Origin of the sequence: Crystallibacter degradans (assembly GCF_012952295.1) — a bacterium.
Lineage (GTDB): Bacteria > Actinomycetota > Actinomycetes > Actinomycetales > Micrococcaceae > Crystallibacter > Crystallibacter degradans.
In genome coordinates this window covers 16,858-42,148 of sequence record NZ_JABBCH010000007.1, presented here as the reverse complement: position 1 = coordinate 42,148, position 25,291 = coordinate 16,858, and the positions used below count along the sequence as shown (strand labels likewise).

General features: G+C 64.7%; 17 protein-coding genes. 9 read left to right on the top strand and 8 right to left on the bottom strand.

Going from position 1 to position 25,291, the window contains the following annotated elements; all coding sequences use genetic code 11:
* Positions 1-25: 25 nt before the first annotated feature.
* From HGO92_RS12755 to HGO92_RS12745, 3 genes are read right to left on the bottom strand one after another with little or no spacing between them, the layout of a single operon-like run.
* On the bottom strand, positions 26-1,762 hold the full coding sequence (locus tag HGO92_RS12755; RefSeq protein ID WP_169995372.1) for an acetyl/propionyl/methylcrotonyl-CoA carboxylase subunit alpha: 1,737 nt from the start codon (positions 1,760-1,762) through the stop codon (positions 26-28).
* The gene (locus tag HGO92_RS12750) at positions 1,759-3,552 is read right to left on the bottom strand and encodes a carboxyltransferase domain-containing protein (protein WP_169995370.1); all 1,794 of its coding nucleotides are present in this window, start codon (positions 3,550-3,552) and stop codon (positions 1,759-1,761) included. The genes HGO92_RS12755 and HGO92_RS12750 overlap by 4 nt, the downstream gene beginning before the upstream one ends.
* Complete coding sequence (locus tag HGO92_RS12745) at positions 3,549-4,307, bottom strand: LamB/YcsF family protein (RefSeq protein ID WP_169995368.1); 759 nt, start codon at positions 4,305-4,307, stop codon at positions 3,549-3,551. The genes HGO92_RS12750 and HGO92_RS12745 overlap by 4 nt, the downstream gene beginning before the upstream one ends.
* 171 nt (positions 4,308-4,478) lie before the next feature.
* Between HGO92_RS12745 and HGO92_RS12740 the strand changes: the two genes are divergently transcribed.
* Together HGO92_RS12740 and HGO92_RS12735 are read left to right on the top strand one after the other, a co-directional pair.
* The gene (locus HGO92_RS12740; RefSeq protein WP_169995366.1) at positions 4,479-5,693 is read left to right on the top strand and encodes an NRAMP family divalent metal transporter; all 1,215 of its coding nucleotides are present in this window, start codon (positions 4,479-4,481) and stop codon (positions 5,691-5,693) included.
* 15 nt (positions 5,694-5,708) lie between these two features.
* A complete protein-coding gene (locus HGO92_RS12735; protein ID WP_240974608.1) occupies positions 5,709-6,539 on the top strand; it encodes a putative hydro-lyase in 831 nt (276 codons plus the stop codon).
* Here the strand turns inward: HGO92_RS12735 and HGO92_RS12730 are convergent.
* Positions 6,536-7,228: a MerR family transcriptional regulator gene (locus HGO92_RS12730; protein WP_169995363.1), complete on the bottom strand. Its 693-nt coding sequence runs from the start codon at positions 7,226-7,228 to the stop codon at positions 6,536-6,538. The genes HGO92_RS12735 and HGO92_RS12730 overlap by 4 nt on opposite strands.
* A gap of 78 nt (positions 7,229-7,306) precedes the next feature.
* Between HGO92_RS12730 and HGO92_RS12725 the strand changes: the two genes are divergently transcribed.
* Positions 7,307-7,792 carry a DUF2306 domain-containing protein gene (locus HGO92_RS12725; RefSeq protein ID WP_169995361.1) on the top strand — a complete coding sequence of 162 codons (486 nt, stop codon included), beginning with the start codon at positions 7,307-7,309 and terminating at the stop codon, positions 7,790-7,792.
* Between the two features lie 96 nt (positions 7,793-7,888).
* Here HGO92_RS12725 and HGO92_RS12720 read toward each other — a convergent pair whose 3' ends face one another.
* On the bottom strand, positions 7,889-9,259 hold the full coding sequence (locus HGO92_RS12720; protein WP_169995359.1) for an aspartate aminotransferase family protein: 1,371 nt from the start codon (positions 9,257-9,259) through the stop codon (positions 7,889-7,891).
* A 27-nt stretch (positions 9,260-9,286) separates the two neighbouring features.
* Positions 9,287-10,780: a CoA-acylating methylmalonate-semialdehyde dehydrogenase gene (locus HGO92_RS12715; protein WP_169995357.1), complete on the bottom strand. Its 1,494-nt coding sequence runs from the start codon at positions 10,778-10,780 to the stop codon at positions 9,287-9,289.
* A 132-nt stretch (positions 10,781-10,912) separates the two neighbouring features.
* Here HGO92_RS12715 and HGO92_RS12710 point away from each other — a divergent pair, with 132 nt between their 5' ends.
* From HGO92_RS12710 to HGO92_RS12700, 3 genes are all read left to right on the top strand, one after another.
* Positions 10,913-12,520 (top strand): PucR family transcriptional regulator, encoded by a 1,608-nt coding sequence (locus HGO92_RS12710; RefSeq protein ID WP_169995355.1) that lies wholly within the window; start codon positions 10,913-10,915, stop codon positions 12,518-12,520.
* Between the two features lie 105 nt (positions 12,521-12,625).
* Positions 12,626-12,988 carry a helix-turn-helix transcriptional regulator gene (locus HGO92_RS12705; protein WP_169995353.1) on the top strand — a complete coding sequence of 121 codons (363 nt, stop codon included), beginning with the start codon at positions 12,626-12,628 and terminating at the stop codon, positions 12,986-12,988.
* Positions 12,985-14,337, top strand: a complete 1,353-nt coding sequence (locus HGO92_RS12700; protein WP_240974607.1) for a permease prefix domain 1-containing protein — start codon at positions 12,985-12,987, stop codon at positions 14,335-14,337. Before HGO92_RS12705 ends, HGO92_RS12700 begins: the two co-directional genes overlap by 4 nt.
* Before the next feature lie 87 nt (positions 14,338-14,424).
* Here the strand turns inward: HGO92_RS12700 and HGO92_RS12695 are convergent, their stop codons facing one another.
* Together HGO92_RS12695 and HGO92_RS12690 are read right to left on the bottom strand one after the other, a co-directional pair.
* Complete coding sequence (locus HGO92_RS12695) at positions 14,425-16,113, bottom strand: formate--tetrahydrofolate ligase (RefSeq protein WP_169995351.1); 1,689 nt, start codon at positions 16,111-16,113, stop codon at positions 14,425-14,427.
* 341 nt (positions 16,114-16,454) lie between these two features.
* Positions 16,455-17,033: a recombinase family protein gene (locus tag HGO92_RS12690; RefSeq protein WP_169995349.1), complete on the bottom strand. Its 579-nt coding sequence runs from the start codon at positions 17,031-17,033 to the stop codon at positions 16,455-16,457.
* Positions 17,034-17,474: 441 nt separating this feature from the next.
* On the opposite strand from HGO92_RS12690, the gene HGO92_RS12685 reads away from it, so the two are divergent.
* From HGO92_RS12685 to HGO92_RS12675, 3 genes are read left to right on the top strand one after another with little or no spacing between them, the layout of a single operon-like run.
* The gene (locus tag HGO92_RS12685; RefSeq protein WP_169995347.1) at positions 17,475-20,855 is read left to right on the top strand and encodes a TerB N-terminal domain-containing protein; all 3,381 of its coding nucleotides are present in this window, start codon (positions 17,475-17,477) and stop codon (positions 20,853-20,855) included.
* The gene (locus HGO92_RS12680; RefSeq protein ID WP_169995345.1) at positions 20,852-22,264 is read left to right on the top strand and encodes an ATP-binding protein; all 1,413 of its coding nucleotides are present in this window, start codon (positions 20,852-20,854) and stop codon (positions 22,262-22,264) included. The genes HGO92_RS12685 and HGO92_RS12680 overlap by 4 nt, the downstream gene beginning before the upstream one ends.
* Positions 22,265-22,268: 4 nt before the next feature.
* Positions 22,269-25,154: a DEAD/DEAH box helicase gene (locus HGO92_RS12675; RefSeq protein WP_169995343.1), complete on the top strand. Its 2,886-nt coding sequence runs from the start codon at positions 22,269-22,271 to the stop codon at positions 25,152-25,154.
* The last annotated feature ends 137 nt before the right edge of the window (positions 25,155-25,291 follow it).

Below are 25,291 nucleotides of genomic sequence, written 5' to 3'. Positions count from 1 at the left end.
TGAACCTGGTCCGGCAGTGCGGGACCTAGCCAATGCGGGCCAGCTCCTCGCCCTGCGCGATGGGAGTGCCCGGCTGCTGGCCGCCCCGCGTCAATGTACCGGCACGGTGCGCGAAGATGGTGGTTTCCATTTTCATGGCCTCGACCACGGCGACCGGATCCCCGGCGGCCAGTTCGGCTCCGTCGGCGGCCAACCACTTGACCAGGTTGCCGGCCATCGGGGCGACGAGCACCTCGGCGCCCACGGCGTCGTCGTTGTCCTGTTGCGCTTGAGTGGCGGAGCCGCCGCCGTGCAGCAGCGAGTGCAGCAGTTGCGCGGGCAGGCCGATGCGCATGGCCTTGCCGTCGACGTCGATGGTCAACTCTTCACGCTCGCCGCCCTGCTCCGCCGCCGCGATTTCGGGTGAGGCAGCCAGCACCGCGGCGAACTCGGTTTCGATCCAGGTGGTGTAGACGCCGAACTTCTCGTTGTTGGTGAAGTCGCCGTCGCGGACCACCGCGCGGTGGAAGGGCAGGACCGTGGGCACGCCGGAAATCACCATTTCGTCCAGCGCCACCTTGGCCCGGCGAAGAGCCTGGGCGCGGTCGGCGCCGCGCACAATCAGCTTGGCCATCAGCGAGTCATAGTCACCCGGAACGGTCGAGCCGGAACGCACGCCCGAGTCGACGCGCACGCCGGATCCGGTGGGTGGCTCGAACGCGGTGATCATGCCCGGCCCGGGCAGGAATCCGCGGGCGGGGTCCTCGGCGTTGAGGCGGAATTCGAAGGCGTGGCCGGTGGGCTGCGGGTCCTCGGTGAGACTCAGCGGCTCCCCCGCGGCGATGCGGAACTGCTCGCGCACCAGGTCGACGCCGGTGGTTTCCTCGGTGACCGGATGCTCCACCTGCAGGCGGGTGTTGACCTCGAGGAAGGACACGATGCCATCCTGGCCAACCAGGTACTCGACCGTTCCGGCGCCGTGGTAGCCGGCCTCGCGGCAGATCGCCTTGGCCGACTCGTGGATCTGCCGGCGCTGGCCATCGGTCAGGAACGGTGCCGGGGCTTCCTCCACCAGCTTCTGGTTGCGCCGCTGCAGCGAGCAGTCGCGGGTGCCCACGACGACGACGTTGCCGTGCGTGTCGGCCAGCACCTGCGCCTCGACGTGGCGGGGCCGGTCCAGGAACCGCTCGACGAAGCATTCGCCGCGCCCGAAGGCGACGGTGGCCTCGCGGACGGCGGATTCGAACGCATCCTCGATGTCCTCCATCCGGCGGGCGATCTTCAATCCGCGGCCGCCGCCGCCGAAGGCAGCTTTGATGGCCACCGGCAGGCCGTATTCCTCCGCAAAGTCCAGCACTTCCGCGGCGCTGGCAACGGGCCCGTCGCTGCCCGGCACTAGCGGGGCACCGGCACGCACGGCAATCTCGCGCGCCGTGACCTTGTTGCCGAGCACGCGGATGGCCTCCGGCGTCGGACCGATCCAGGCCAGGCCCGCGTCGCCGACGGCCTGCGCGAACTCGGCATTTTCGGAGAGGAAACCGTAGCCGGGGTGCACGGCGTCGGCCCCGGAGCGGCGGGCGACGTCGATGAGCTTCGGAATGTTCAGGTAGGTCTCGGCCCCGGTGCGGCCGCCGAGCGAGTACGCCTCGTCGGCCCGGCGCACATGCAGCGCGTCCGCATCCGGGTCCGAGTACACCGCCACGGACTCCAGCCCGGCATCGGTGCACGCGCGGGCAACCCGCACCGCGATCTCGCCGCGGTTGGCAATCAGAACCTTTTTCATGGACGGGGTCCTTCCTCGGAAGTCGTGGCGCCGGGAGTGCCGGGCGGCTGCAGGGTGTCCGGGTCGACCAGGACAAAGCGGATGGTGGTTCCGGGCGGCAGCTGCGCCGCCACCGGCAGATCCTCAGGTACGACGGCGGCAATCACCGGGTACCCGCCCGTCACCGGATGATCGGCGAGGAAGAGTACCGGCAGCCCGGAGGGCGGAACCTGCAGGGAGCCGGCGACAACGCCTTCGCTCTTGAGCTCCCCGTCGAGAATGCGTGCCAGTGGCGCGGGTGTTGCGGAGCGGTTGGCCCCCTTGCCGGCGTCGCTGCCGCCAGCGCCCTCGCCGTCGTTTTCGGTGTCGTTTTCGCCGTCGCTATCGCCGGGGAGTTCCAAGCGGAGGCCGATGCGGTCCGAGGCGGAACTGGCCAGCCACTTCTGGCCTGTGAGCCGCTTGAGTCCGGCCGGCCCGAACCAGTCATCGCGGGGTCCGGCCGTGATGCGCAGCGTGGCTGCTTCCCCGGGGGCAACGCGCAGCGCGGACGGCTCCGGCGTAGCGACCACATGCCGGTTGGAGGTTCTGCCGAGCGGCAGCACCGAACCGGCCGCCAGCGGCGCGGGTCCGAGCCCGGACATCGTGTCCGTGGAGCGGCTGCCAAGCACCGGCTCCACCTCGATGCCGCCACGCACGGCGATATACGCCTGCAGACCGGTGTTGGCGGGGCCGAGGGCCAGTGTTTCGCCGTCGAGCAGTGCGAAGGGCGCGTCTTGGGGCGGCCGGCGTCCGGAAGGACTGATGGTCAGTTCAACGCGGGCGCCGGTGACTGCCAGCACCTGGTCGCCGCGGGCACGCAGCACCAGCGAACCGAACAAATTCTCGATCACGGCAGCCCCGCTGCCATTGCCCACCAGCCGGTTGGCCTGGCGGGCGGCAGTTTGGTCCACGGCACCGGACGCGCTCACGCCGAGGTCGCCCAGACCGGGCCGGCCAAGATCCTGCAACAGCGACCGCAGGCCGGGGGAAACTATTTGGAGGGCTGAACCGGCGGTGCCGGATTGCTGGGGGGCTTGAGGCTCGGCTGCGGACTGGGCGGCTGATTGCGACACGGGCTGTTGCTGCATAACGCCCTGCTCTTCCTGCATGTCCTCCGTGTGCAGCGTGGCCGCTTCGGAGCGCGCAGCGATGGATTCGCGGGCGGGCACAAACCGGACCCGGTCCTGCGGCCGGATCAGGGCGGGATTGGCCCGGTCAAGATCCCACATCACGGTGCTGGTATGCCCGATCAGCTGCCAGCCGCCGGGAGACTTGCGCGGATACACCGCCGAATAACCGCCGGCGAGCGCCACGGCCCCGGCCGGCACAGCGGTGCGCGGGGTATCCCGGCGTGGCACGTCAAGCACCTGGTCTTCACCCACGAGGTAGGCGAAGCCCGGGGCGAAGCCGCCAAAGGCCGCGGTCCACAGCTGCCCGGTGTGCGCATTGACCACGCCCTCGGGGCTGAGGCCGGTGAGCCGCGCGACCTCGGCGAGGTCTTCGCCGGCGTAATTTACCGGAATTTCCACGATTTCCCCCGATGCTGCGGGGGCGGCACCGAGTTCGAGACGTTCGACGGCGTCGCGCGCCTTGAGCGCGTGGGCGCGGGTGTCGCATTTGATCAGCACGGTGCTCGCGGCGGCAAGCACATCGACTTGGCCAGGCAGCGGAGAGCCGAGCAGGTGTGCGTGCAGGGCCAGCACGGAGTCGAGACTCGAGAGCTCAACGAGCAGGGCGCGCGTGCCGGCGAACCGGAGCCCGGTGACGCTCACGCGAAACTCCGGACGCCGACTCCCGCGGCCTCCAAGCCGGTGCGGACGGCTGCGGCCATGGCCACGGAGCCGGGGGTGTCCCCGTGCACGCAAATGCTCTCGGCCTGCACCTTAACAACGGAACCGTCGACGGCGACGATCTCGCCGTCCTGCGCCAGCCGGACCATGTTCGCGACGACGACCTCCGGATCGTGCAGCACGGCGCCGGCTTCACGACGGGAGACCAGCGTGCCGTCGGGGTTGTAGGCGCGGTCGGCGAAGGCCTCGGCGACACCGCGAAGCCCTGCAGCCTCGGCCTTGGCCAGCGCCAGCGAACCCGGCAGCAGCAGCAACGGCAGGTCGGTCCCGAAGGAATGGACGGCGTCGACCACGGCCTGGGCGTGCCCCTCGTGGTGGACGATCGTGTTGTACAGCGCGCCGTGCGGCTTCACGTAGCGGATTTCCGCGCCGGCCGCGCGGGCCAGTGCCTGCAGCGCCCCCAGCTGGTAGAGCACATCGTCGGCCAGTTCGCCCGGCGTGCAGTCCAGGAACCGCCGGCCGAAACCGGCCAGATCCCGGTAGCCGACGTGGGCGCCGATGGTCACTCCGGCGGCCACGGCATCCCGGCAGGTCTGGGCGATGGTGCTCGGATCACCGGCGTGGAAGCCGCACGCGACATTGGCGCTGGATACGGAACGGAAGATGGCGGCGTCGTCGCCCATCTGCCAGTTGCCGAAGGATTCCCCGACGTCGCTGTTCAAGTCAATAAAAGCCATGATGTGACACCCGTCTCGTTGGTTCTTCCATCAAGAATGCCTCACAATTTCAGATTGTTCAACAATTCTCCGAAAGTTTGTTGAACAATCTCTTGCGTGGATTGTTCAACAACCTGTAGTGTCTTTCCCATCGTTCTGTGACAGTGGTCACCAATCCAGATGGGAAAGACAATGGAAAAAACGAAACCGGTCAAGGTGCGGCCGAATCTCCAGCGCACCGCGCTGCTGGGCGCCATGTTCCTCATGGCCACCAGCGCCATCGGCCCGGGCTTCATTACCCAGACCACTGTCTTCACGGTGCAGCTGGGCGCGGCGTTCGCCTTCGCCATCCTGCTCTCCATCCTCGTGGACATCGCCGTCCAGCTGAACGTGTGGCGCGTGGTCGGCATTTCCGGCATGCGCGCCCAGGAACTCGGCAACAAGGTGCTTCCCGGGGTCGGCTGGTTCCTCGCCGGTCTGGTGTTCCTTGGCGGCCTGGTCTTCAACATTGGCAACATCGCGGGCACCGGCCTGGGCGTCAACGCCATGATGGGACTGGACCCGAAGATCGGCGGCGCCATCTCGGCCGCTATCGCCATCCTGATCTTCCTCTCCAAATGGGCGGGCTACGCTCTGGACCGGATTGTGGTGCTGCTCGGCGCAGTGATGATCCTGCTGATGCTGTACGTAGCTATTGTCGCCGCCCCGCCGCTGGGCGATGCGCTGAAGAATACGTTCCTGCCGGAAAAGGTCGACTTCCTGATCATCACCACGCTCATCGGCGGCACAGTGGGCGGCTACATCACCTACGCCGGCGCCCACCGTATGCTGGACTCCGGGGCCACTGGCGTGGAGCATGTCAGGGAAATTACGCGCAGCTCGGTCCTGGGAATCCTGGTCACCGGCGTGATGCGCGTACTGCTCTTCCTGGCAATCCTCGGCGTAGTTGCCGGCGGGGTGACCCTGACCAGTAACAACATGGCGGCCGAGGCTTTCGGCGCGGCTGCCGGCGAAATCGGCATGCGCATGTTCGGCATCGTGCTCTGGGCCGCCGCTTTGACCTCCGTAATCGGCGCCGCCTACACCTCCGTTTCCTTCGTGACGCACACGGGAACGTCGGACCGCAAGCGCAATCTCATCACCGTCGCCTTTATCGCGTTCTGTGCCGTGGTCTACATGTTCCTGGGCCAGGCGCCGCAGCAACTGCTCATCTTTGCTGGCGCATTCAACGGCCTGATCCTGCCGGTCGGCTTCGGGGTTCTGCTCTGGGTGGCATGGCGCCGGCGGGACCTGATGCACGGCTATGCGTACCCGAAATGGTTGCTGATTGTGGGCGTGACGGCCTGGCTCTTGACCCTGTTCCTGGGGTGGAATTCCCTAACCGGCCTCGTAGAAATTATGGGCTAGAGAAACATGGAGAACATGCAGAACGTAGCGAACGCGAACATGGCGGATCCGGTCTCCGTGCCCGAGGACCCGGGCGCCCTGGCCCCGGCGGAGGCGCGCGCGATGTTCCGCTCGGGCCTGGCCGTTCCGACGGCCGGCTGGTCACGCGGCTATGCCCAGGCGAACCTGATGATCGTCCCGCGCGAGTTTGCCTTCGACGTGCTGCTCTTCGCCCAGCGGAACCCCAAGCCGTGTCCGATTCTGGGAGTGCTCGACGCCGGCGAGGTCACCGGGCCGCTGCTGGCGGGCGGGGACATCCGCACCGACGTGCCCCGCTATACGGTCTACCTCGACGGACAGAGGGTGGCCGAACCGACGGACATCAGCGAGTACTGGCGCGAGGACCTTGTCACGTTCATCGTGGGCTGCTCGTTCACGTTTGAATCGGCGCTGCGCGAGGGCGGGATCCCGGTGGCGCACATCGACCAGAACGTGAACGTGCCGATGTACAAGACCAACGTGCGCTGCGAACCGGCCGGATCGATATCAGGACCGCTGGTAGTTTCGATGCGGCCCATCCCCGCTTCAAGGGTGGCCGACGCCGTGCGCATCACGTCCCGCTACCCCGCCGTACACGGCGCCCCCGTGCACGTGGGAAACCCTGCGGAGCTGGGCATCGGCGACCTGGGCAGGCCCGACTTCGGCGATCCCGTGCAGATTCCGCAGGGCCACATTCCGGTGTTCTGGGCGTGCGGTGTCACGCCGCAGGCCGCGGTGATGGAGTCACGCCCCGCCCTTGCGATCGGCCACGCGCCCGGGCACATGCTCATTACCGACGCGCGCGACAGCGACTACCTGGTTCCCTAGGCCCCGGAGCGGCCGGCGGCCCCGCCGTCGTCGTTAGCTGGACCATCATTGGAATCAGTTCCTGCCGATCCGGCGGCCCGCCGCTCCGGAAACCGCTGCATCGCCCGCGAGGTCTGGGCCAGGGCGAGCATCCGCAGCAGCAACTTGCTGTAGAGAAAGGTTCCCATGGCAACGGTCCGGACCATCTGGTCCCGCGTGGACTGTTCCGCCACATGGCCGATATCCAGGGCCGCCACCTGATCCACAGCGGCAGCGTAGGCGGAAAGCACCGTGGCGTCAGGGGCCATGCCGAGCTCCTCCATCTGGCCGAACAGCTCGCTCAGCGAGTTCCGCGCGGGAGACGGAGCATCCAGCCAGCGGCCGCCGGACATCAGCTCCGTGGTCCAGCGGTGGTCCGGAACGGCCTCGGCCGGCAGGCCCAGCACCGTCGCCTGCGCCAGGCCGAGCAGGTTGAGCACGTCCACCTCGGGATTATCGACGGCGGACGTGAGGGTTTTGATCTTGTCCAAACCCAGGCCAACCACCTGCCGGAGCAGCCGGATCAGTTCCAGCCGGTCAAGGTGCTCCTGCGTGTACTCGGCGCGGTTGGCGCTGCCTGGCTCCCCGGGCTGGAGCAGGTCTTCGCGCAGGTAGAACTTGATGCTGGCAACGGATACCCCGCTGGCATGGCTCAACTCTTTCAGCTGCACAGGAGGCTCCTAACGGATAGCGAATCGGCCGGCAACTATCCTGTATACACCCGTGGATAGTAGTACTATCTTATAACCATGGAAACCTGGAACTGGCTCATTGCCACCCACGCCATCGCGGCCGGCTACGTTCTGGTGCTCGGCCCGATGAACATCTTCCGCCGCGCCAAGGACAGGGTGCACAAAGCCATCGGCTTCACCTGGATCGGCGCCATGTACTACCTGTGCATCAGCAGCTTCTGGATCCAGACGGACGGCGGCTTCACCTGGCTGCACGGCCTCTCTGCCTTCACCCTCCTGACCGTCACCCTCGGCCTGGTCAGCGCCATCCGCGGGAAGATCCAGGCGCACCGGGGCAACATGATCGGCAGCTACCTCGGGACCGTAATCGCCTTCGTGTTCGCCATCCTGGCGCCGGGCCGGCGGATCCCGCTGCTGTTCTCCGAGCAGCCGGACACGCTGGCTTTCGCTTCCCTGCTGGTCCTGGCGACGTCGGCAGCGCTGTTCTTCACCTTCAGGAGCCTGTTCCGGAAGGTGCCGGTGGAGGAAGCGGCGGTCGCCTAACACCGCCGCGCAGGGCCGCCAACCCGGAACCGACACCAAAACAGCGACGCCGGCACCCGCCCAGGTGCCGACGTCGTTGTCTTGTTTGCAGGTGCGTTAGCCCTGCACGTGGGCGTCCGCGAGGTCGAACACCTCGTCGAGGATGGCCAGGCCTGCCTGGAGGTCCTCTCCGGTGATGTTCAGCGGCGGCACCACGTGGATCCGGTTGAAGTTGGCGAACGGCAGCAAGCCGCGGGACTTGCACGCGCCGATCAGCTCGTTCATCTCCGGGCTGGACGCACCGTACGGGGCCAACGGCTCGCGGGTGGCAGGGTTCTTGACCAGCTCGATCGCCCAGAACATGCCGGTGCCGCGGACCTCGCCGATGCTGGTGTGCCGTTCCGCCATGCGGGCCAGTGCCGGCGCCACCACGCTTTCGCCGAGCGAGGCCGCGTTCTCCACCATCGACTCATCGCGCATGGCATTGATCGTGGCGACGGCCGCCGCGGAAGCCAGCGGATGCCCGGAGTAGGTCAGCCCGCCCGGGTAGGGCCGCTGCGCGAAGGTGGAGTAGATCTCCTCGGAGATGGCCACGCCGCCCAGTGGGACGTACCCGGAGGTCACGCCCTTGGCGAAGGTGAGCAGGTCCGGCGCCACGTCGAAGTGGTCGATGGCGAACCATTTGCCGGAGCGCCCAAAGCCGGACATGACCTCGTCCGCGATGAAGATGATCCCGTACTTCGTGGCCAGCTCCCGCACACCCTGCAGGTAGCCCGGCGGCGGCACCATAATGCCGGCGGTGCCCGGGATGGACTCGAGGATGATCGCGGCAATATTGGACGCACCCTCCAGCTGGATAGTGGTCTCCAGATGCTCCAGCGCGCGCTGGGATTCCTCCGCCTCGGTGGCCGCGTGGAACTGGCTGCGGTAGAGGAACGGCGCATGGAAGTGCACTGTGCCGGCGTTGCCGTAGTCGTTGGGGATCCGCCGCGGGTCGCCCGTGACGTTCACGGCCAGGGCGGTGCCGCCGTGGTAGGAGCGGTACGCGGAGAGCACCTTGTACTTGCCGGTGTGCAGCCGCGCCATGCGGATGGCGTGCTCCACCGCATCGGCACCACCGTTGGTGAAGAAGATCCGGTTCAAGTCCCCCGGCGTGAGCTCGGCGATGAGCCGGGCGGCCTCGGAGCGCGCGTCATTGGCGTGCTGCGGCGCAACCGTACACAGCTTGCCGGCCTGTTCCTGGATGGCCGCCACCACCTTGGGGTGCTGGTGGCCGATGTTGGTGTTGACCAGCTGCGAGGAAAAATCCAGCAGCTTGTTGCCCTCGCCGTCCCAGACGTAACTGCCGTCCGCCCGCGTGATGACCATGGGCTTGAGCTGCTCCTGGGCGGACCAGGAGTGGAACACGTGCTTGCGGTCCAGCTCATACGCCCGCTTTGCGGAGGCCAGTTCCGCCTCGGTGAGCGGGGAATCGGTGGTGATGCTCATGCTGCGCTCCTTAACAACGACGCCGGGTCAAGAGTTCTGCGGGAAGCCAAGGTTGATACCGCCGTGGCTCGGGTCGAGCCAGCGGGAGGTGACCACCTTGCCGCGGGTGAAGAAGTGCACGCCTTCGGCGCCGTGGGCATGACTGTCGCCGAAGAGGGAGTTCTTCCAGCCGCCGAAGGAGTAGTACGCCATCGGCACGGGGATGGGCACGTTGATGCCGACCATGCCAACCTCGATCTCGTTCTCGAAGCGGCGGGCGGCCCCGCCGTCGTTCGTGAAAATCGCGGTGCCGTTGCCGTACGGGTTGGCGTTGATGAGCTGCAGGCCCTCGTCATAGCTGGGCACGCGCACCACGGAGAGTACCGGGCCGAAGATCTCATCGGTGTAGATGGACATGTCCGGCGTGACGTTATCGAACAGCGTGGGGGCGAGGAAGAATCCATCGCCCTCGGCATCGGGGGTCACGTTGCGGCCATCGAGGACCATAGTGGCGCCGGCGGCCTCACCGGCGTCGATGTAGCCGGCCACCTTCTCGCGGTGCGCGGCGGTGACCAGCGGGCCCATGTCGGCGCCGCGGGTGCCGTCGCCGATCCGCAAGGTACGGGTGCGTTCGGCGATCTTGGCGACGAGTTCGTCCGCAATGGACTCGACGGCGACGATGGCGGAGATGGCCATGCAGCGCTCACCCGCGGCACCGTAGCCGGCGTTGACCGCGGCGTCGGCGGCCAGGTCCAGGTCGGCATCCGGCAGAACCAGCATGTGGTTCTTCGCGCCGCCCAAAGCCTGCACGCGCTTTCCGGTGGCGGTGCCCTGCTGGTAGACGTACTGCGCGATGGGCGTGGAGCCGACGAAGGACACGGACTTAACGTCCTGGTGCTGCAGCAGGGTGTCCACGGCTTCCTTGTCACCGTGGACCACGTTGAAGACGCCGTCCGGCAGGCCTGCTTCCTTCCACAGTTCGGCCATCCAGTTCGCCGCCGTCGGGTCCTTCTCGCTGGGCTTGAGGATCACGGTGTTGCCGGCGGCGATCGCCACCGGGAAGAACCACATCGGGACCATGGCCGGGAAGTTGAACGGGGAGATGATCGCGGCCGGGCCCACGGGCTGGCGGACGGAGTGGACATCCACCTTGGTGGAGGCGTTCTCGGTGTAGCCGCCCTTGAGCAGGTGCGGGATGCCGCAGGCGAACTCCACAACCTCCTGGCCGCGGGAGATCTCGCCGAGGGCGTCGTCGAGGACCTTGCCGTGCTCGGCGGTGATGATCGCGGCCAGTTCGGGCTTGCGGGCGTTCAGCAGTTCGCGGAAGCGGAAGAGGATCTGCACACGCTTGGCCAGCGAGGTGTCGCGCCAGAGCGGGAACGCCGCCGTCGCCGCGGCAACCGCATCGTTCACGGTGCTGGCGCTGGCCAGAGCCACCTTCGAGGTCACCTTGCCGGTGGCGGGGTTGGTCACGTCGGAGACGCGCGATCCGGTGTTCGGCGCGGTCTCGGCGCCGTTGATCCAGTGCTGAATGGTCTTCATGGGACTCCTTAGTACGTGTTTGGGCGTGCCCGGGCAAGCGCCGGCGTCGTGGTTTCCATCCTCCCCCCACGGGACGCTCCCACGGAAGAAGCACTGTGTAATCCGTTCTCCTTCGAGCTATACACTGTGTAAATGGTGCTTACGGTTGCCGACGTCCTGCAGTTGCCCGTGGTCAAGGCCGGGGAACCGGAAATCCTTGCCGGCGCGGAAAGGCTCGGCGAAGCAGTCCGCTGGGTCCACGTCGCCGAGCTGAAGGAGCTCTCCGGCCTGCTCGAAGGCGGGGAGCTGGTGCTGACTACGGGCCTGGCCTTCGAGGACTCCGCCCACGAGGCGGCGGAATTCCTCCGCGGGCTCGAGGCCGCGGGAGCCGCCGGCGTCGTCGTCGAAATCACCAGCGCGCGGCAGCAGGCCGCGCAGGCCCTGCGCGAAGCCGCCCGCGACGTCGGCCTTCCCGTGGTCTTGCTCAGCCGGAAGGTGCGGTTCGTTGAGGTGACCGAAGTGGTGCACCGCAAGCTGGTCGCCACGCAGCTGGAGCAGGTGGAAAAGGCCCGCCGCGTGCACGAGGTCTTCACCCAGCTCAGCCTCGAAAGCGCCGGTCCGGAGGAGATTGTCGCCCGCACCGCGGAGCTGCTCGGCGCGCCGGTGGTGCTCGAAGACGCTTCCCACCTGGTTCTGGCCTTCGACGCCGCCGGCCTGCCCACCATGGAGGTGCTGCGCGACTGGGAAGCCCGATCGCGGCTGGTGCACTACCGGGAGGAGACCGTCCGCTCCGGCAGCGAGCGCTGGCTGCAGACGCCCGTGGGGATCCGGGGGCATCGGTGGGGCCGCCTGGTCGTTCCCGTCCTGGAGGAAAATAACGACGACGACGCCGAATCCGCCATGGTGCTCGAGCGCGCCGGCCAGGCGCTCTCGATCAACCGGATGGCGGAGCGCGACCAGCTGGAACTCGCCCACCAGGCGCGCGCCGGCCTGGTGCACGAACTCCGCCGGCCCGGCTCCCTGACCGAGTCCGAGGCACTGGCCCGCAGCGCCGCCATGGGCCTGCAGCCGGCGCCGCTCTACGTGCCGGTGGTCTTCCGGCTGGACCGCATTCCCGGCGAGGAACCCATCGGCACGCAACGGCGCGAACGGGCCCTGCTGGACCTGTTGCACCGGGTGATGGCGACCTCCCGCACCACCGCCCTGGCCGCCAGCCTGCAGGCCGGATCAATCGCGCTACTGCTGCCGGTGCCCGCCAAGCAGCTGGCCGATCCGATGCTGGAACGGATCTCCGGCGAGGCCGCCGAGTCCTCCGGCGAGCTGGGCTGGACCGTCGGCGTGGGCCGTGGCCGTGCCGAATTGCTGGCCGCCGCCGCCGCGGGGCTGGACGAAGCCGCGCAGGTCGCCGAGGCCGCCAGCACGCTCACCAAGGGCGCCAAACGCTTCTACCGCTCCGGCGACGTCCGCCTGCGCGGCCTGCTCTGGCTGCTGCACGAGGACCAGCGCGTGCAGACGTTCGTGGAATCGGAACTGGGCGAACTCCTGGCGAACGACGACGGCGCCGGGCTCGACCTGCTGGAGCGGTACCTGGAAAGCGGTGGCAACAAGGCGCAGCTCGCCCGGACCGGCTACCTCAGCAGGCCCACCCTCTACGCCCGCCTGGCCAAGCTCGAAACCCAGCTCGGCGTCCGGCTGGACGATGCTGAATCGCGCACGTCCCTGCATGTGGCCGTGCTGCTGCACAAGCTGCTCAACCGCTGAACTTGCGAGGCCGAGCCCGCCTCAAACCCGCCGCGCCGAAACCCGGCAGCTATACCTAGAACTGCTATGGTTGATGCATTGTAGATCTAGGTATGGGAGGCGCACGTGCGCATCGATAAGGACCTGGTCGCCGCTTCGGCCACCCCGCTCGTGCTGGGGATTCTGTCGGAGGGCGATCTGTACGGCTACGCGATCATCAAGCGCGTGAGCGAGCTGTCCGGCGGCGGCATGCAGTGGACCGACGGGATGCTCTACCCGCTGCTCCACCGGCTCGAGCGGCTCGGCTACGTGTCGTCGTCCTGGGGCACCTCCGAAGCCGGACGACGGCGCAAGCACTACGCGATCACCCCGACGGGTCGGGATGCCCTCGCGGACCGGCAGGAGCAGTGGACGGTCGTGGCGGACGCCCTGCGGCAGGTGTGGCAGAGCGCCCAGCGACCGCCCGCCGTGATCGAAGGGTGGGCATGATGGAAGCGCACGCCGAACTCGAAGCCCAGATCGGCCGGTGGCGCGGGTACGTCCAGCGTCGCCAGGCGATCTCCCCCGCCGACATCGACGAACTTGAGGACCATCTGCGCGAGCAGATTGCCGACCGACAGGCCACCGGGCTTGACGATGAGGAGGCGTTCCTCGTCGCGATCAAGCGCCTGGGCAACCTCGACGCCGTCTCGCGCGAGTTCGCCCGCGAGCACTCCGACCGGCTGTGGAAGCAGCTGGTACTGGTGCCAGAAAATCGCGACGGCGCAGGCACTCCCCCGTGGCGCGAGCTCGCGGTCGTGCTTGCACTTGCCGTGGGAGCAGGCCTGGCGGTCAAGGTCGGGACGATCTGGCTGGACGACGAAGCCGTGCTGGCGCGAAACCTCGGACTGCTCGTCTTCCCGTTCCTCGGTGCCTACTTCGCGTGGAAGCGCCGGCTCACCGCCTCCGTGGCGGCGATGCTGCTTACCCCCTTTGCCGCGCTGGCGGTGGTGCTCAATGTCTACCCGTTTGTCTCGGGCGGTTCCACCGAGGTGCTCGCCATCCTGCACGCCCCGGTGGTCCTGTGGCTGCTGGCCGGCGTCGCGTACGTCGGAGGCAGGTGGCGCTCGGACAACCGGCGGATGGACTTCGTCCGGTTCACCGGTGAACTCGCCATCTACTTCACGCTCCTGGCCCTCGGCGGCGCCGTCCTGGTGGGGCTCACCTTCGGCGCCCTCAGCGTCGTGGGCATCGACCTCGAACCGGTGATGGAGGACTGGATCATGCCATTCGCCGTCCCCGGGGCGCTTGTCGTCGCCGCGTGGCTCGTCGAAGCCAAGCAGAACGTCGTCGAGAACATCGCGCCCGTCCTCACCCGCGTCTTCACGCCGCTGACCATCGTCATGCTGCTGACCCTGCTGGCCGTCTTCACCGCTACCGGCGGCCTTGTCGACGTCGACCGCGAGCTGCTCATCCTCATGGACGCGATCCTCGTGCTGGTCCTGTGCCTGCTGCTCTACGCCATTTCGGCCCGCGACTCGCTCGCGCAGCCGGGCCTGTTCGACGCCCTGCAGCTGGTCCTCGTCATCGCGGCCCTCGCGGTCGACGCGGTGATGCTGACCGCGATGCTGACCCGCATCGCCGAGTTCGGGTTCAGCCCCAACAAGATCGCCGCGCTCGGCCTGAACCTGTTGCTGCTGGTGCACCTGCTCCGGGCGGCCTGGCTCACCGTCGGATTCCTGCGCGGGCGCCGCCCGTTCGGTGCGCTCGAGCGCTGGCAAACCCGCTACCTGCCCATCTACGGCGCGTGGGCCGCCGTCGTCATCCTGGTCTTCCCGCCCATCTTCGGCTTCGCCTGAGCAGCACGGGTCTTCCCGCCCAACTTCGGCTTCGCTGACCCGGAGGCGCCTGATCCGCCGCCACCACCCTCCGTCGTCCGGACTTGCCTAGAAGAGCCCGGTGATTTCGCCGTCGTCGTTCACGTCCATCCGCATCGCGGCCGGCTGCGGGGGCAGGCCAGGCATGGTCATGACCGCGCCGGTCAGCGCAACTATAAAGCCGGCGCCGGTCTTGGGAATCAAGTCGCGGACGGTGATGGTGAAGCCGGACGGGGCCCCGAGCCGGGTCGGATCGTCGGTGAAGGAGTACTGGGTCTTCGCCATGCAGACCGGCAGCCGGCCCCAGCCGTTGGCCTCGATCTCCGCGAGCCGACGCTTGGCCGGGATGGCAAATTCCACGTGGTCGGCGCCGTAGATCTGCTGGGCGATGGTCTCGATCTTTTTTTCGACGGCGAGGTCCAGGTCGTAGAGCTGCGAGAAATTCTGCGGCGCATCAACGGCACGTGCAACCTTGGCTGCCAGTTCGTCGCCGCCGGTTCCGCCGCCGCCTTCGGCCCAGACGTCAGCTACGGCCGCCTCGACGCCCTTCCGCCGGCACCACTGGAGAATCGCGTCCAGTTCCGCCTGCGAGTCCGTAGTGAACTTATTGATCGCGACGACGGGTGTCACGCCGAATTTCGCGGCGTTGTCCACGTGGCGCTCCAGGTTCACCAGCCCCTCCTGCAGGGCCGCGGTATCCGGCGTCGACAGGTTTTCTTTGGCCACACCGCCATGCATTTTGAGCGCGCGGACAGTAGCGACGACAACGATGGCCGACGGCGCAAAACCGGCAGCCCTCGCCTTGATGTCCATGAACTTTTCGGCGCCGAGGTCCGAGCCGAAACCGGCCTCGGTGACGACGATGTCGGCCAGCCGCCGGGCAGTCTGCGTGGCGATGACGGAGTTGCAGCCGTGGGCGATGTTGGCAAACGGCCCGCCGTGGACTAGCGCGGGCGTCCCGGCGATGGTCTGCACGAGGTTTGGCTTGACGGCATCCTTGAGCAGCATCGCCATGGCACCTTCGGCGCCGAGGTCCCCCGCGGTGACGGGCTTCTTATCGTAGGTGTAGCCGAAGGTGATGCGGGCAAGCCGCCGTTTCAGGTCCTTCAGGTCGGTGGACAGGCAGAACACCGCCATGACTTCGGAGGCCACCGTGATGTCGAAGCCGTCCTCGCGCGGCACGCCCTGGGCCGGACCGCCAAGCCCGACGACGATCTGCCGCAGCGTGCGGTCATTCATGTCGACGACGCGCTTGAAGGGGATGCGCCGCGGGTCGATGCCGAGAGCGTTGCCTTGATAAATGTGGTTATCGACCAGTGCCATCAGCGCGTTGTTCGCCGAAGTGATGGCGTGGAAGTCGCCGGTGAAATGGAGATTGATATCGTCCATCGGCAGCACCTGGGAGTATCCGCCGCCGGTGGCGCCGCCTTTCATCCCGAGGATCGGCCCCAGGGACGGTTCGCGCAACGCGATCATTGTCTTGTGTCCGGCCTTGGCCAGTGCATCGCCCAAACCTACGGTCACCGTTGACTTGCCCTCCCCTGCCGGCGTGGGCGACATGGCACTGACCAGCACCACCCGCCCGCGCGGCTCCGCCTGGTCCTCGGCCAACTTGGACGGGTCGATCTTGGCCTTGTAGTTGCCGTACAGTTCCACGGCCTCGCGCCGGATACCGGCTGCCAGAGCTATATCCATGATGGGCTTCAGCGTGGCCCGGCGGGCAATTTCAAGATCGGTCAAGGGGGAGGCTGCAGACATCGTTGTCCTCTTCCATCAGCTTGCGGCATCTATGGAGCCAACGTACCAGTCGAACCCCGTTTTGTGACCGCTGAATTGCGGCAGAGGAGCATCCGAGCAGCCCGGCGGCGTGACAAGTGATGAAGTCAGTCGGGTGGGTTTGCTTTTACGGACGGTGCAGCAAGTGCCGCCATTGTCGATGGCGCGGGGGAAGAGTGCACCAATCCGTCGAATTCGCCCTCAATGCGATTCGTCGGTTTCTTACTGGTAAGCGTGCATATTCGGTTCCGAACTATTCGTGCCTACGGGTACGAAATCCAGAGCGGTGACCCGCGAAAAACCAGTCGCGGGAACTCTCACCGTTAGGCTGTTTCCAGGTTCAGGTCCAGGTCCAGGCTCAGGTAGCGGTAGACAGTGGCGCGGCTGGCGCCGATGATCTTGCCGATGTCAGCGGGCTTGAGGCCTTGGGCCTTCAGCTCGAGGACTCGCCTGACCTTGGCATCAGCGGTGATTTCCCGCCGTCCGGCCCTTCGTCCGTGGGCGGCGGCCGCGGTCATTCCTGCCCGGGTCCGCTCGGACAACTGGTCGCGTTCCAGTTGGGCAAACGCGGACATGACGGTGAGCATGGCTCGACCCATGGCCCCTGCGGTTGTAATGCCCTCGGTCAGTGATCTGAAGTGCACGCCCCGGCCCTCCAGCTCATCGATCAAGGCCAGCAGGTTTCTCGTGTTGCGGCCCAGCCTGTCAAGCTTCCAAACGACCACCTCGTCGCCTTCGCGTAAGTGGTCAAGCATCCGGTCAAGTTCGGGCCGGCTAGAGCGCGTTCCGCTCACGCCATGGTCGGTGAAGATCCGTCTGCAACCCGCAGCCTTTAGGGCTTCATGCTGCAGGTCGACGTTTTGGTCAACGGTGCTGACCCGGGCATATCCGATGTTTCCCATGCAGCTTTCCTGGTTTCATCAAAGACTGACTAATTTGTTTGTTGAGAATAGCAGCGGTGAGACATATTGATGAGACGTAGCATGTCCCGCGAATACGGGGACTGATTGGCTGGGAAGTCCGACGTCGGTCCCGTCCAGATAAACGATCCTTTCCTAGGACGAACACCTTGCCTCAAAAGTGACCCCTAGCTGAGACGCAAGAACCTCATCGCGCATTGACCACCGTCCGTATGGGCAGCCGGCTGTTGGTCCGAATCGAGGGGAAAGATCGTATGCTGGGAAAAGGTTTCATCGTCTGCCTACAACTGCGACTGCTTCCTTTTCTTCGCCCGCTGACCGATCGCGCGCCCAGTTGAAGAAGAGTCTCAGCTGGCGTCGACAATATGGCACCTCGGTTCGATCGGGAGGTCGTACCAGTGCTATCTACACTGGGGGGCAATAGTGGGGTTTTATGTTCGGAAGAGCCTGAAGGCTGGCCCGTTTAGATTCAATTTGACCGGGTCAGGAGTAGGCGTGAGCGCCGGGGTTCCCGGTTTCCGTATCGGATCGGGTCCCCGCGGGAACCTTGTTCGTATGGGCGCCGGCGGCGTCTACTATCAGGCCAGTCTCGGCAAAGGGCAATCTCCGGCATATGACCGTTACGATTCCGCACACCTTGCCCCACCGGCTTCAACATCGTCCGACGTCATTTTTGAAGATCAGACAGGGGCCAGCATCCAGACGCTCCTGCCAACGTCCTCGGATGACCTCGTGTCACAGCTTAATGGCGCCTCGAGGCGGAAGCCGCTGACCCGTTGGGTCGTACTTGCAATTCTTCTGCTGGGGTTGGTGACGATGCCCTTTGGTTTCTTTGTATTCCTTCTAGGAGTACCGCTGGTTTGGTGGGCTGTCCTGTCAGACCGGGCACGGAATTCGGCAGTCGTTTTTTATGACGTCGACGACGAATATGCGCAACGCTTTCAGTCTCTCGTTGATGCCGGGCAGTATGTGGCACAGTCGAAGGGGCTTTGGCGGGTGAATGAATCAGGGTCTCTCAACGGGGGCCACCAGCAGAAGGTTAACGCGGGTGCCGGATCACTGGTTCGGAGGGCGGGCGCCTCGTTCTCCGATCAAGGCCCCAAGGAGCTGGTCACTAACATCGCGGTGCCAGGGGTAACCTCAGGTCACTCCTCGATCTACTTTCTGCCTGACCGCATTCTGGTCGCCGAAAAGGGGATGTTCACTGACTTCGGCTACGACGCCTTGCAGGTTCTTGAGCGGGACATCGAATTTATTGAGTCTCCCGGAGCTGTTCCTTCGGATGGCATTCAGGTTGGCACGACCTGGCAGTACGTGAACAAGCAAGGCGGGCCGGATCGCCGTTTCAAGAACAATCCCGTTCTGCCCGTCATGAGATATATGGACGTTCTGCTGACGACGTCCTCGGGTTTCCGCTGGATTCTTCAACTGTCGCAGACGGATTCAGCCAAGGATTTCGCTGCGCAATTGCGGGGCCGCTCAGCCCTCCCCGAACGAGGCCGTGCCGGCGGGGACACGATGCCAGTCACGCCGCCGGCGGCTCTGTATCCCGGTTCTCAATCGATGCCGCTGGATTCCACGGTGTCGGGCAGGCAAGAAGACGTTAAGGGCAGCGCACCTGCAGGTGGGGCACCGCGACCCAAAGCTGGCTCCTTGGACAAGGCGCGGTGGTACGGGCAAAACGAGTCGGTTCAGGTTGACCGGGAGCTCCGGGTGCCCGGGATGGTCTATGCCGGCAGAACGCTCTCGTCGCCTCGCGGCGGCACCGAGCCTTCACTCATCAATCCTTCGCTTCGCATCGACTTGCAAAACCCGGACTGGTCCGGGCAGTGCCTGGGCTATTGGCCGTCTTACGCGGAAATTACCGCAGCGGGAAGAGCCGCCTACCTCGGCTGGCTCGCCCAGGGGCGAAGGATCCCGGACATCCCGATCGGCTATGTCTTCTTATTTATGTACGGGCTCGAACGGCGCGTCCTTGTCGATATCGCGGCCCAGCCGGAGCTGGCAGGAGAACTTGTACAGATCCGCGCCGAGATGGTTGACCTGCTCCGCTTATACGGCGATAGCAGCGGCTCATTCTCCAGCTATGCGTCCCAGTTCCTTGATGCTATCGACTTCCTTATGCTGCAGGCGCCGACTGCAGCTCCTGCCCAACCTCCGGCGTTGACGGAGTCTCGATGGCTCGTTCCCATCGGTCTTAAGGTCCAGCTGGGCGATCTTGCCGCCGATGGTACGCCGGTCCCGGCAGAGTGGGCGCTTGCATGGGCGTGGTTCCATCCCGAGATAACGGTTAGAACTCCGGTCACCCGCTGCCCGCAGGAATTTACGCGCTTGTTCCACATCAGATACAGACAGAAATACGCGGAAGGTTTTACAGTCAGGCCGGGAAAATCCAGGATGAAACTCAACTACCGGACGGCGAGCTCCCAAATTGGTTCGGTGGACTTGACCATGAGTCACATACCGGATGTGTTTGCGCAGCAGGCACCGGTCAAGAAACTCTCCGCGCTGTTTGAGGAAGTTACGGCAGAATTGGACTCTTACAGCCGGTGGCTGGGGCGTAACCCGGACAGGGGTGGAACCCTGGCAGCCGCTGCACTACTACCGCCGGACCTGATCGCCGAAGACACGGGAGCGGTCCGTGATTTCCGGGACTGGGTGTCGGGAAAACTTGCGGCATCCGATACTGCGCTGCTTTCCGGGGCGGAGCTCTTTGACCACTGGCCTTCCGGGAGTGCCGACAAGCTCAGCAAACCGGACACGGTAAACCTGGCCACACTATTGGCCAGCCTTGGTGCAGGTATGGAGCCTGATGTCCGGTTCGGGGGCCCCACGATTGCGGCCGAGGCTCCTGTTTTCCTGTTCCGCAGTCAGCCCGGCAGCCCGCACTCACCGACGCCGGCCTACAGCACCGCATTAACGATGGTGCATTTGGCAGCGGCTGTAACCGCCGCGGACGGACATGTCGCTCCCGCGGAGCTGGATCATCTTACGGCCCATCTGGAATCATCCCTGCAGCTGACAGTTCCTGAACGAACCCGCCTGCAAGCACATCTGCAGTGGCTTGGGGCGACAGAGGTGAAACTGACGGGCCTTACCAAACGCCTCACCGGTCTCACGGATACCCAAAGGGCATCGCTGGCGGACATGCTTGTCACCTTGGCTGCTGCCGACGGACATATTGCGCCTGCTGAGGTCACCACTTTGCAGAAGATCTATAAGCTGCTCGGCCTCGATAGCTCAACGGTTTCAAGCAAAATCCATGCCGTGATGGCTGCCGGATCAAGCCCAGCGACGCAGCCCGTGACGGTTCGCCCGGCAGGAGAGGCGGATGCCGGCTACCCGATACCTCCGCGCCCGGCAGGTTCCGTCGCCTCCCCAGCCAAGACCGGGAGCGGGTTTGCCCTGGACCCCACGGTCATCCAGGCAAAAATGGCAGAGACCGCTGCGGTATCTCATCTACTGATACGAATCTTCGACGAAGACCTACAAAAGCAAGAGCCCACAGCCAACATAGAAGCACCGGAAGAATCCGAGCCTGGAGTTGCGCAAGAGCAGTTCTCGCCGGCCGACGCAGTTGGCGGTCTCGACCCGGCACATTCGATGGTCGTGCATGCCTTGGTAGGGATGGAACAACTCGGCTGGAATGAATTTCAGGATCTGGCCGCCCTGCACGGCCTCCTTCCTGAGGGCGCCTTGGACACCCTGAATGAAGCAGCATTTGAAGCCTCCGACGAGCCCCTCATCGAAGGCGAGGAAACCTTAACAGTCAACGCCTATGCCCTACAGGAGCTTCTTTCATGACCACGTCTTCGCTCGCCACCATCCGGCCTCGTGAACGCGACTCGCTCCTTCAGTCCCTGCGCGCCGGTGTGGTCCCACGGCTGGGCCAGCAGCATGTCCAGGTAGGACGGGCCAACGAAGTCCAGGCCCTGCTCTCAGATATCAGCCGTATCAATGACGGTGGCTCCGGAAGCCGCTTCATCATCGGCGACTACGGATCAGGCAAAACCTTCTTCCTTCACGTTGTCCGCTCCATCGCCCTCCAACAAAAGCTCGTCACGGTCCACGCCGATTTGTCCCCTGATCGGCGTCTGCACGCCACCGGCGGGCAGGCCCGGAGCCTGTATTCGGAGCTGATGCGGAACATGTCCACCCGTGCCAAACCCGACGGCGGAGCAATGTCCAGCGTTGTCGAGCGCTTCGTCACCCATGCACTGACCGAATCCCGCACCTCCGGCGAGGCCGTAGAAGATATCCTCCGCCGGAACCTGGACGAGCTCTCCGAACTCACCGGCGGTTATGACTTCGCAGAAGTCGTCGCCAAGTACTGGCAGGGACACGACAGCGGTAACGAACAGCTCAAGTCGGACGCCGTCCGATGGCTGCGCGGAGAATTTACCACCCGAACCGACGCGCGCATCGCTCTGGGCGTGCGAACCATCGTGGACGACGCCAATTTCTACGACCAGCTCAAGCTCCTGGCACGGTTCGTCCGTCTTGCCGGCTTCGGCGGGATCCTCATTTGCTTGGACGAGATGGTGAATCTTTACAAACTGGCAAACAGCCAGGCCCGCAATTCGAACTACGAGCAGATCCTGAGGATCCTGAATGACTCGACCCAGGGATCAGCGTCGGGGCTGGGGTTCATATTTGGCGGGACCCCCGATTTCCTCCTCGATCCGCGCCGTGGACTCTATTCATACGCTGCTCTGCAATCACGCTTGGAAGAGAACAGCTACGCGGTCGATGGACTCGTGGACTACTCGGGACCAGTGCTGCGCCTGGCCAGCCTGACGCCGGAAGACTTCTATGTCTTGCTCACCAAGCTCAGACATGTGCAGGCTGCCGGGGACGAATCAGCATATCTCATCAGCGACGAGGGTATCGCTGAGTATATGAACCACTGTGCCGAACGCATTGGAGACGCTTATTTCCGGACGCCCCGCAACACGATCAAGGGCTTCCTGGACCTTCTGGCAGTGCTGGAGCAGAACCCCGAACAAAGGTGGCAGGACCTGCTTTCCGGCGTCACGCTCGAGCGAGAATCGAACCCGGATCTCGCACCGCTGAAGCTCCCTGACCACGGCGGTGAATCGGCAGCCCGGAACGTCGCAGAGCCACCCGCAACCGGATCCGCCGGCGTCCAGACCCAGATTCCGAATCCCCCGAACGATGCCGGCGACGATGATCTTTCGGTCTTCAAACTCTGACGAAGTGAACGCTCCTGCAACTGCGTTCGCACGCCTGCACAAGCACATCCAGGCTTGGATCTGGGCCCAGAAGTGGCAACAGCTGCGCTCAACCCAGGCGGAAGCAGTGGATCCCATCCTGCGGGGGGACACCGACGTCATCATCAGTGCCGCCACCGCCAGCGGCAAAACCGAAGCGGCGTGGCTACCAATCCTGTCCGCGTTAGCCCAGCAACAGGACAACGGCCCGCTGCCGTCCGGCGTCAAGGCACTTTACCTCTCACCGCTGAAAGCCTTGATCAACGACCAATACGAGCGGCTTGGAAGTCTGGCCGAAAGCATCAACATCCCGGTACACCGCCGCCACGGCGACGTTACCGGGGGCGCCCGCAGGGCCCTGCGGGAAACACCTGACGGCCTGCTGCTTATCACGCCGGAGTCCCTCGAAGCCATGTTCATCACCCAAGGAACCCGCCTTCCGGGGATACTGAACGGGCTTCAGTACATTGTGATCGACGAGATGCACTCCTTCATCGGAACCGAACGGGGAGCACAACTCCAATCCCTGCTGCACCGGGTTGAACTCGCTCTCCGGCGTAGAATCCCGCGCATCGGACTCTCAGCCACGTTGGCCGACCTGTCCGTCGCGGCGGAGTTCCTGCGCCCAAAACAGGGAGCCTCTGTTCACCTGATCGGTGAAGACAGCGATGACAAAGCAGAATTGCGCATGCAGCTGCGCGGCTACATCGGCTCCAGCCCCGACCCGGCCCATGCGGCCGCTGAGGAAGAATGTGATGCTGGTGTTGACAAAAAAGCCATCGCGGAACACCTCTTCCGGAATCTTCGCGGTCAGGACAATCTGGTCTTCGCAAATTCACGCGCCAACGTAGAGACCTACGCTGACCTCCTCAAACAAATCAGCGATCGCAACCGCGTAGCCAATGAATTCTTCCCCCACCATGGGAATCTGTCCAAGGAATTCCGCGAGGACGTTGAGTCCCGGCTCCGGGTTCCGGGGACGCCCGCCACCGCGGTCTGCACGTCGACACTTGAAATGGGCATTGACATCGGAACGGCCGACACGGTCGCCCAGATAGGGTCCCCCGGCAGCGTTTCGGCGCTTAGGCAACGACTCGGCCGCTCAGGACGGCGGGGAGGCGCCGCCACGCTCCGGCTATATGTTTCGGAGGATACCGTGGATCACCGGACACCTCCCGTGGACCAGCTCCGTGCCCAGACGTTCGAGATCGTGGCGACCGTAGAGTTGCTGCTTGAAAGATGGTACGAACCGCCGAACACCAATGGGCTACACCTCTCAACGCTGATCCAACAAGTGCTGTCCGTGATAGCCCAGCACGGAGGCGCAACTGCGGCTGAAATTTACAGCGCCCTTTGCGAGGCGGGACCTTTCAACCACGTCGACCGGCCCATGTTCGTCAGACTGCTTCGGAGACTGGGCGAGGAAGACCTCCTCATGCAGGCCTCGGATGGAACACTACTTCCAGGGAGCGTTGGCGAGCGGCTCATCAATCACTACAGCTTCTACAGCGCCTTCCAATCCACTGAGGAGTACCGCCTCATCACCTCCGGGCGCACCCTTGGATCCATCCCTATCGACCACCCCGTTATCGAAGGAAATCTTCTGATTTTCGCCGGGCGGCGCTGGCGCGTCCTGCACGTAGACGCAGCCAACAAAGTAATTGACCTCGCCCAAGCCCGTGGCGGAAGACCTCCGGCCTTTTCCGGCGGTGGCGCTGTGATCGCCGACGGCATACGCCAGCGGATGCGTCGTCTATATGAAGAAGACGATGTTCCCGCCTACCTCGACCACAGCGCACAAACCCTGCTGTCCGAGGGAAGGGCCGCATACAAGAGAATGAATCTGGCAAAGCAACCGCTAATTACATGGGGCGAGGACACGATCCTCTTCCCCTGGGCCGGTGACCGGATCATGAACACCCTGCATGTTCTGCTCACGGCATCTGATCTCGACGTAAGTCTCGATGGCGTGGCTTTGAATCTGCGGAAGACATCACCTCAACAATTGGGCAGCCTGCTAAGGCAACTCGCAGGGTCGGAAACACCAGAACCAGCCGCTCTGGCAAAAAACGTCGCTGTGAAAAGCAGGGACAAGCATGACATGTATCTGGACGATGACCTGCTCACCCTGTCCTACGCGGCAAGTTCCCTCGACGTCGACACGACCTGGCCGGTACTTCGACGCCTCGCTGAAGCGTCTGGCGCCCACCCTGAGAGTTCAGCAGTTCCTGTCCCGGAGAGTATGTACTTCCCTCTTTACAACCCCTCGATTGAACGTGGTACGGCGCCTTTCGCCGTCGTGGATGTCGAGACAACAGGATTCTCCGCACAAAAAAATCGGATCGTGGAAATCGCGATCGTCCGGCTCGACGCGGCAGGGGTCATCGACAGCACCTGGTCAACGCTAATCAATCCGGATCAATCGACCGGACCAGTCCATATCCATGGAATCCACCCTGACGATGTTGTTTCCGCTCCTCGATTTGCCGATGTGCTGGACGAAATCGCCCAACAGCTAGCTGGAGCCGTGGTAGTAGCCCATAACGCTGCTTTCGATATCAGCTTCCTAACCAGCGAATTCGAACGCGCCGGAGTGCAGGCCCCCTCTTGGCCCACACTGTGCACCATGCAGCTAAGCAAGCAATTCGATCCGGGCCAGCCCGCCACGCTTGCCGAAATCTGCAAAAGACTGAACATAGAAGCAGGAGAGGCACATACCGCACTGGCCGATGCGACAGCAACGGCACAGGTATTAATGGCCTACTTGGCAAGAAGCAACGAACTTGGCGGTTCGGATCTTTTCGCCGCTCTTCCTTTTCCGGTGTCGCACTCGCCCTCCGGCAGAGGCATGCCTACTGAAGCACCGTTTTGACCTCACATGGGTCATCCAACCTAGTACTGGTTCTCCGCAACAGAACACACTCGTGAATCGTGGATAGGCTGAATGCAGCTGAGTCAGTTAGGTAAAGACGGGAGCGGCCCCAAAGGGCGGCTCCCGTCTGTCAGATC

Coding starts and splice junctions, on each gene's coding strand:
- HGO92_RS12735 (WP_240974608.1), top strand. CDS start 5,709: ATGCAGAACGTAGCGAACGCGAACATGGCGGATCCGGTCTCCGTGCCC.
- HGO92_RS12745 (WP_169995368.1), bottom strand. CDS start 4,307: ATGGCTTTTATTGACTTGAACAGCGACGTCGGGGAATCCTTCGGCAAC.
- HGO92_RS12700 (WP_240974607.1), top strand. CDS start 12,985: ATGATGGAAGCGCACGCCGAACTCGAAGCCCAGATCGGCCGGTGGCGC.
- HGO92_RS12755 (WP_169995372.1), bottom strand. CDS start 1,762: ATGAAAAAGGTTCTGATTGCCAACCGCGGCGAGATCGCGGTGCGGGTT.
- HGO92_RS12725 (WP_169995361.1), top strand. CDS start 7,307: ATGGAAACCTGGAACTGGCTCATTGCCACCCACGCCATCGCGGCCGGC.
- HGO92_RS12690 (WP_169995349.1), bottom strand. CDS start 17,033: ATGGGAAACATCGGATATGCCCGGGTCAGCACCGTTGACCAAAACGTC.
- HGO92_RS12695 (WP_169995351.1), bottom strand. CDS start 16,113: ATGTCTGCAGCCTCCCCCTTGACCGATCTTGAAATTGCCCGCCGGGCC.
- HGO92_RS12710 (WP_169995355.1), top strand. CDS start 10,913: ATGGTGCTTACGGTTGCCGACGTCCTGCAGTTGCCCGTGGTCAAGGCC.
- HGO92_RS12715 (WP_169995357.1), bottom strand. CDS start 10,780: ATGAAGACCATTCAGCACTGGATCAACGGCGCCGAGACCGCGCCGAAC.
- HGO92_RS12680 (WP_169995345.1), top strand. CDS start 20,852: ATGACCACGTCTTCGCTCGCCACCATCCGGCCTCGTGAACGCGACTCG.
- HGO92_RS12740 (WP_169995366.1), top strand. CDS start 4,479: ATGGAAAAAACGAAACCGGTCAAGGTGCGGCCGAATCTCCAGCGCACC.
- HGO92_RS12720 (WP_169995359.1), bottom strand. CDS start 9,259: ATGAGCATCACCACCGATTCCCCGCTCACCGAGGCGGAACTGGCCTCC.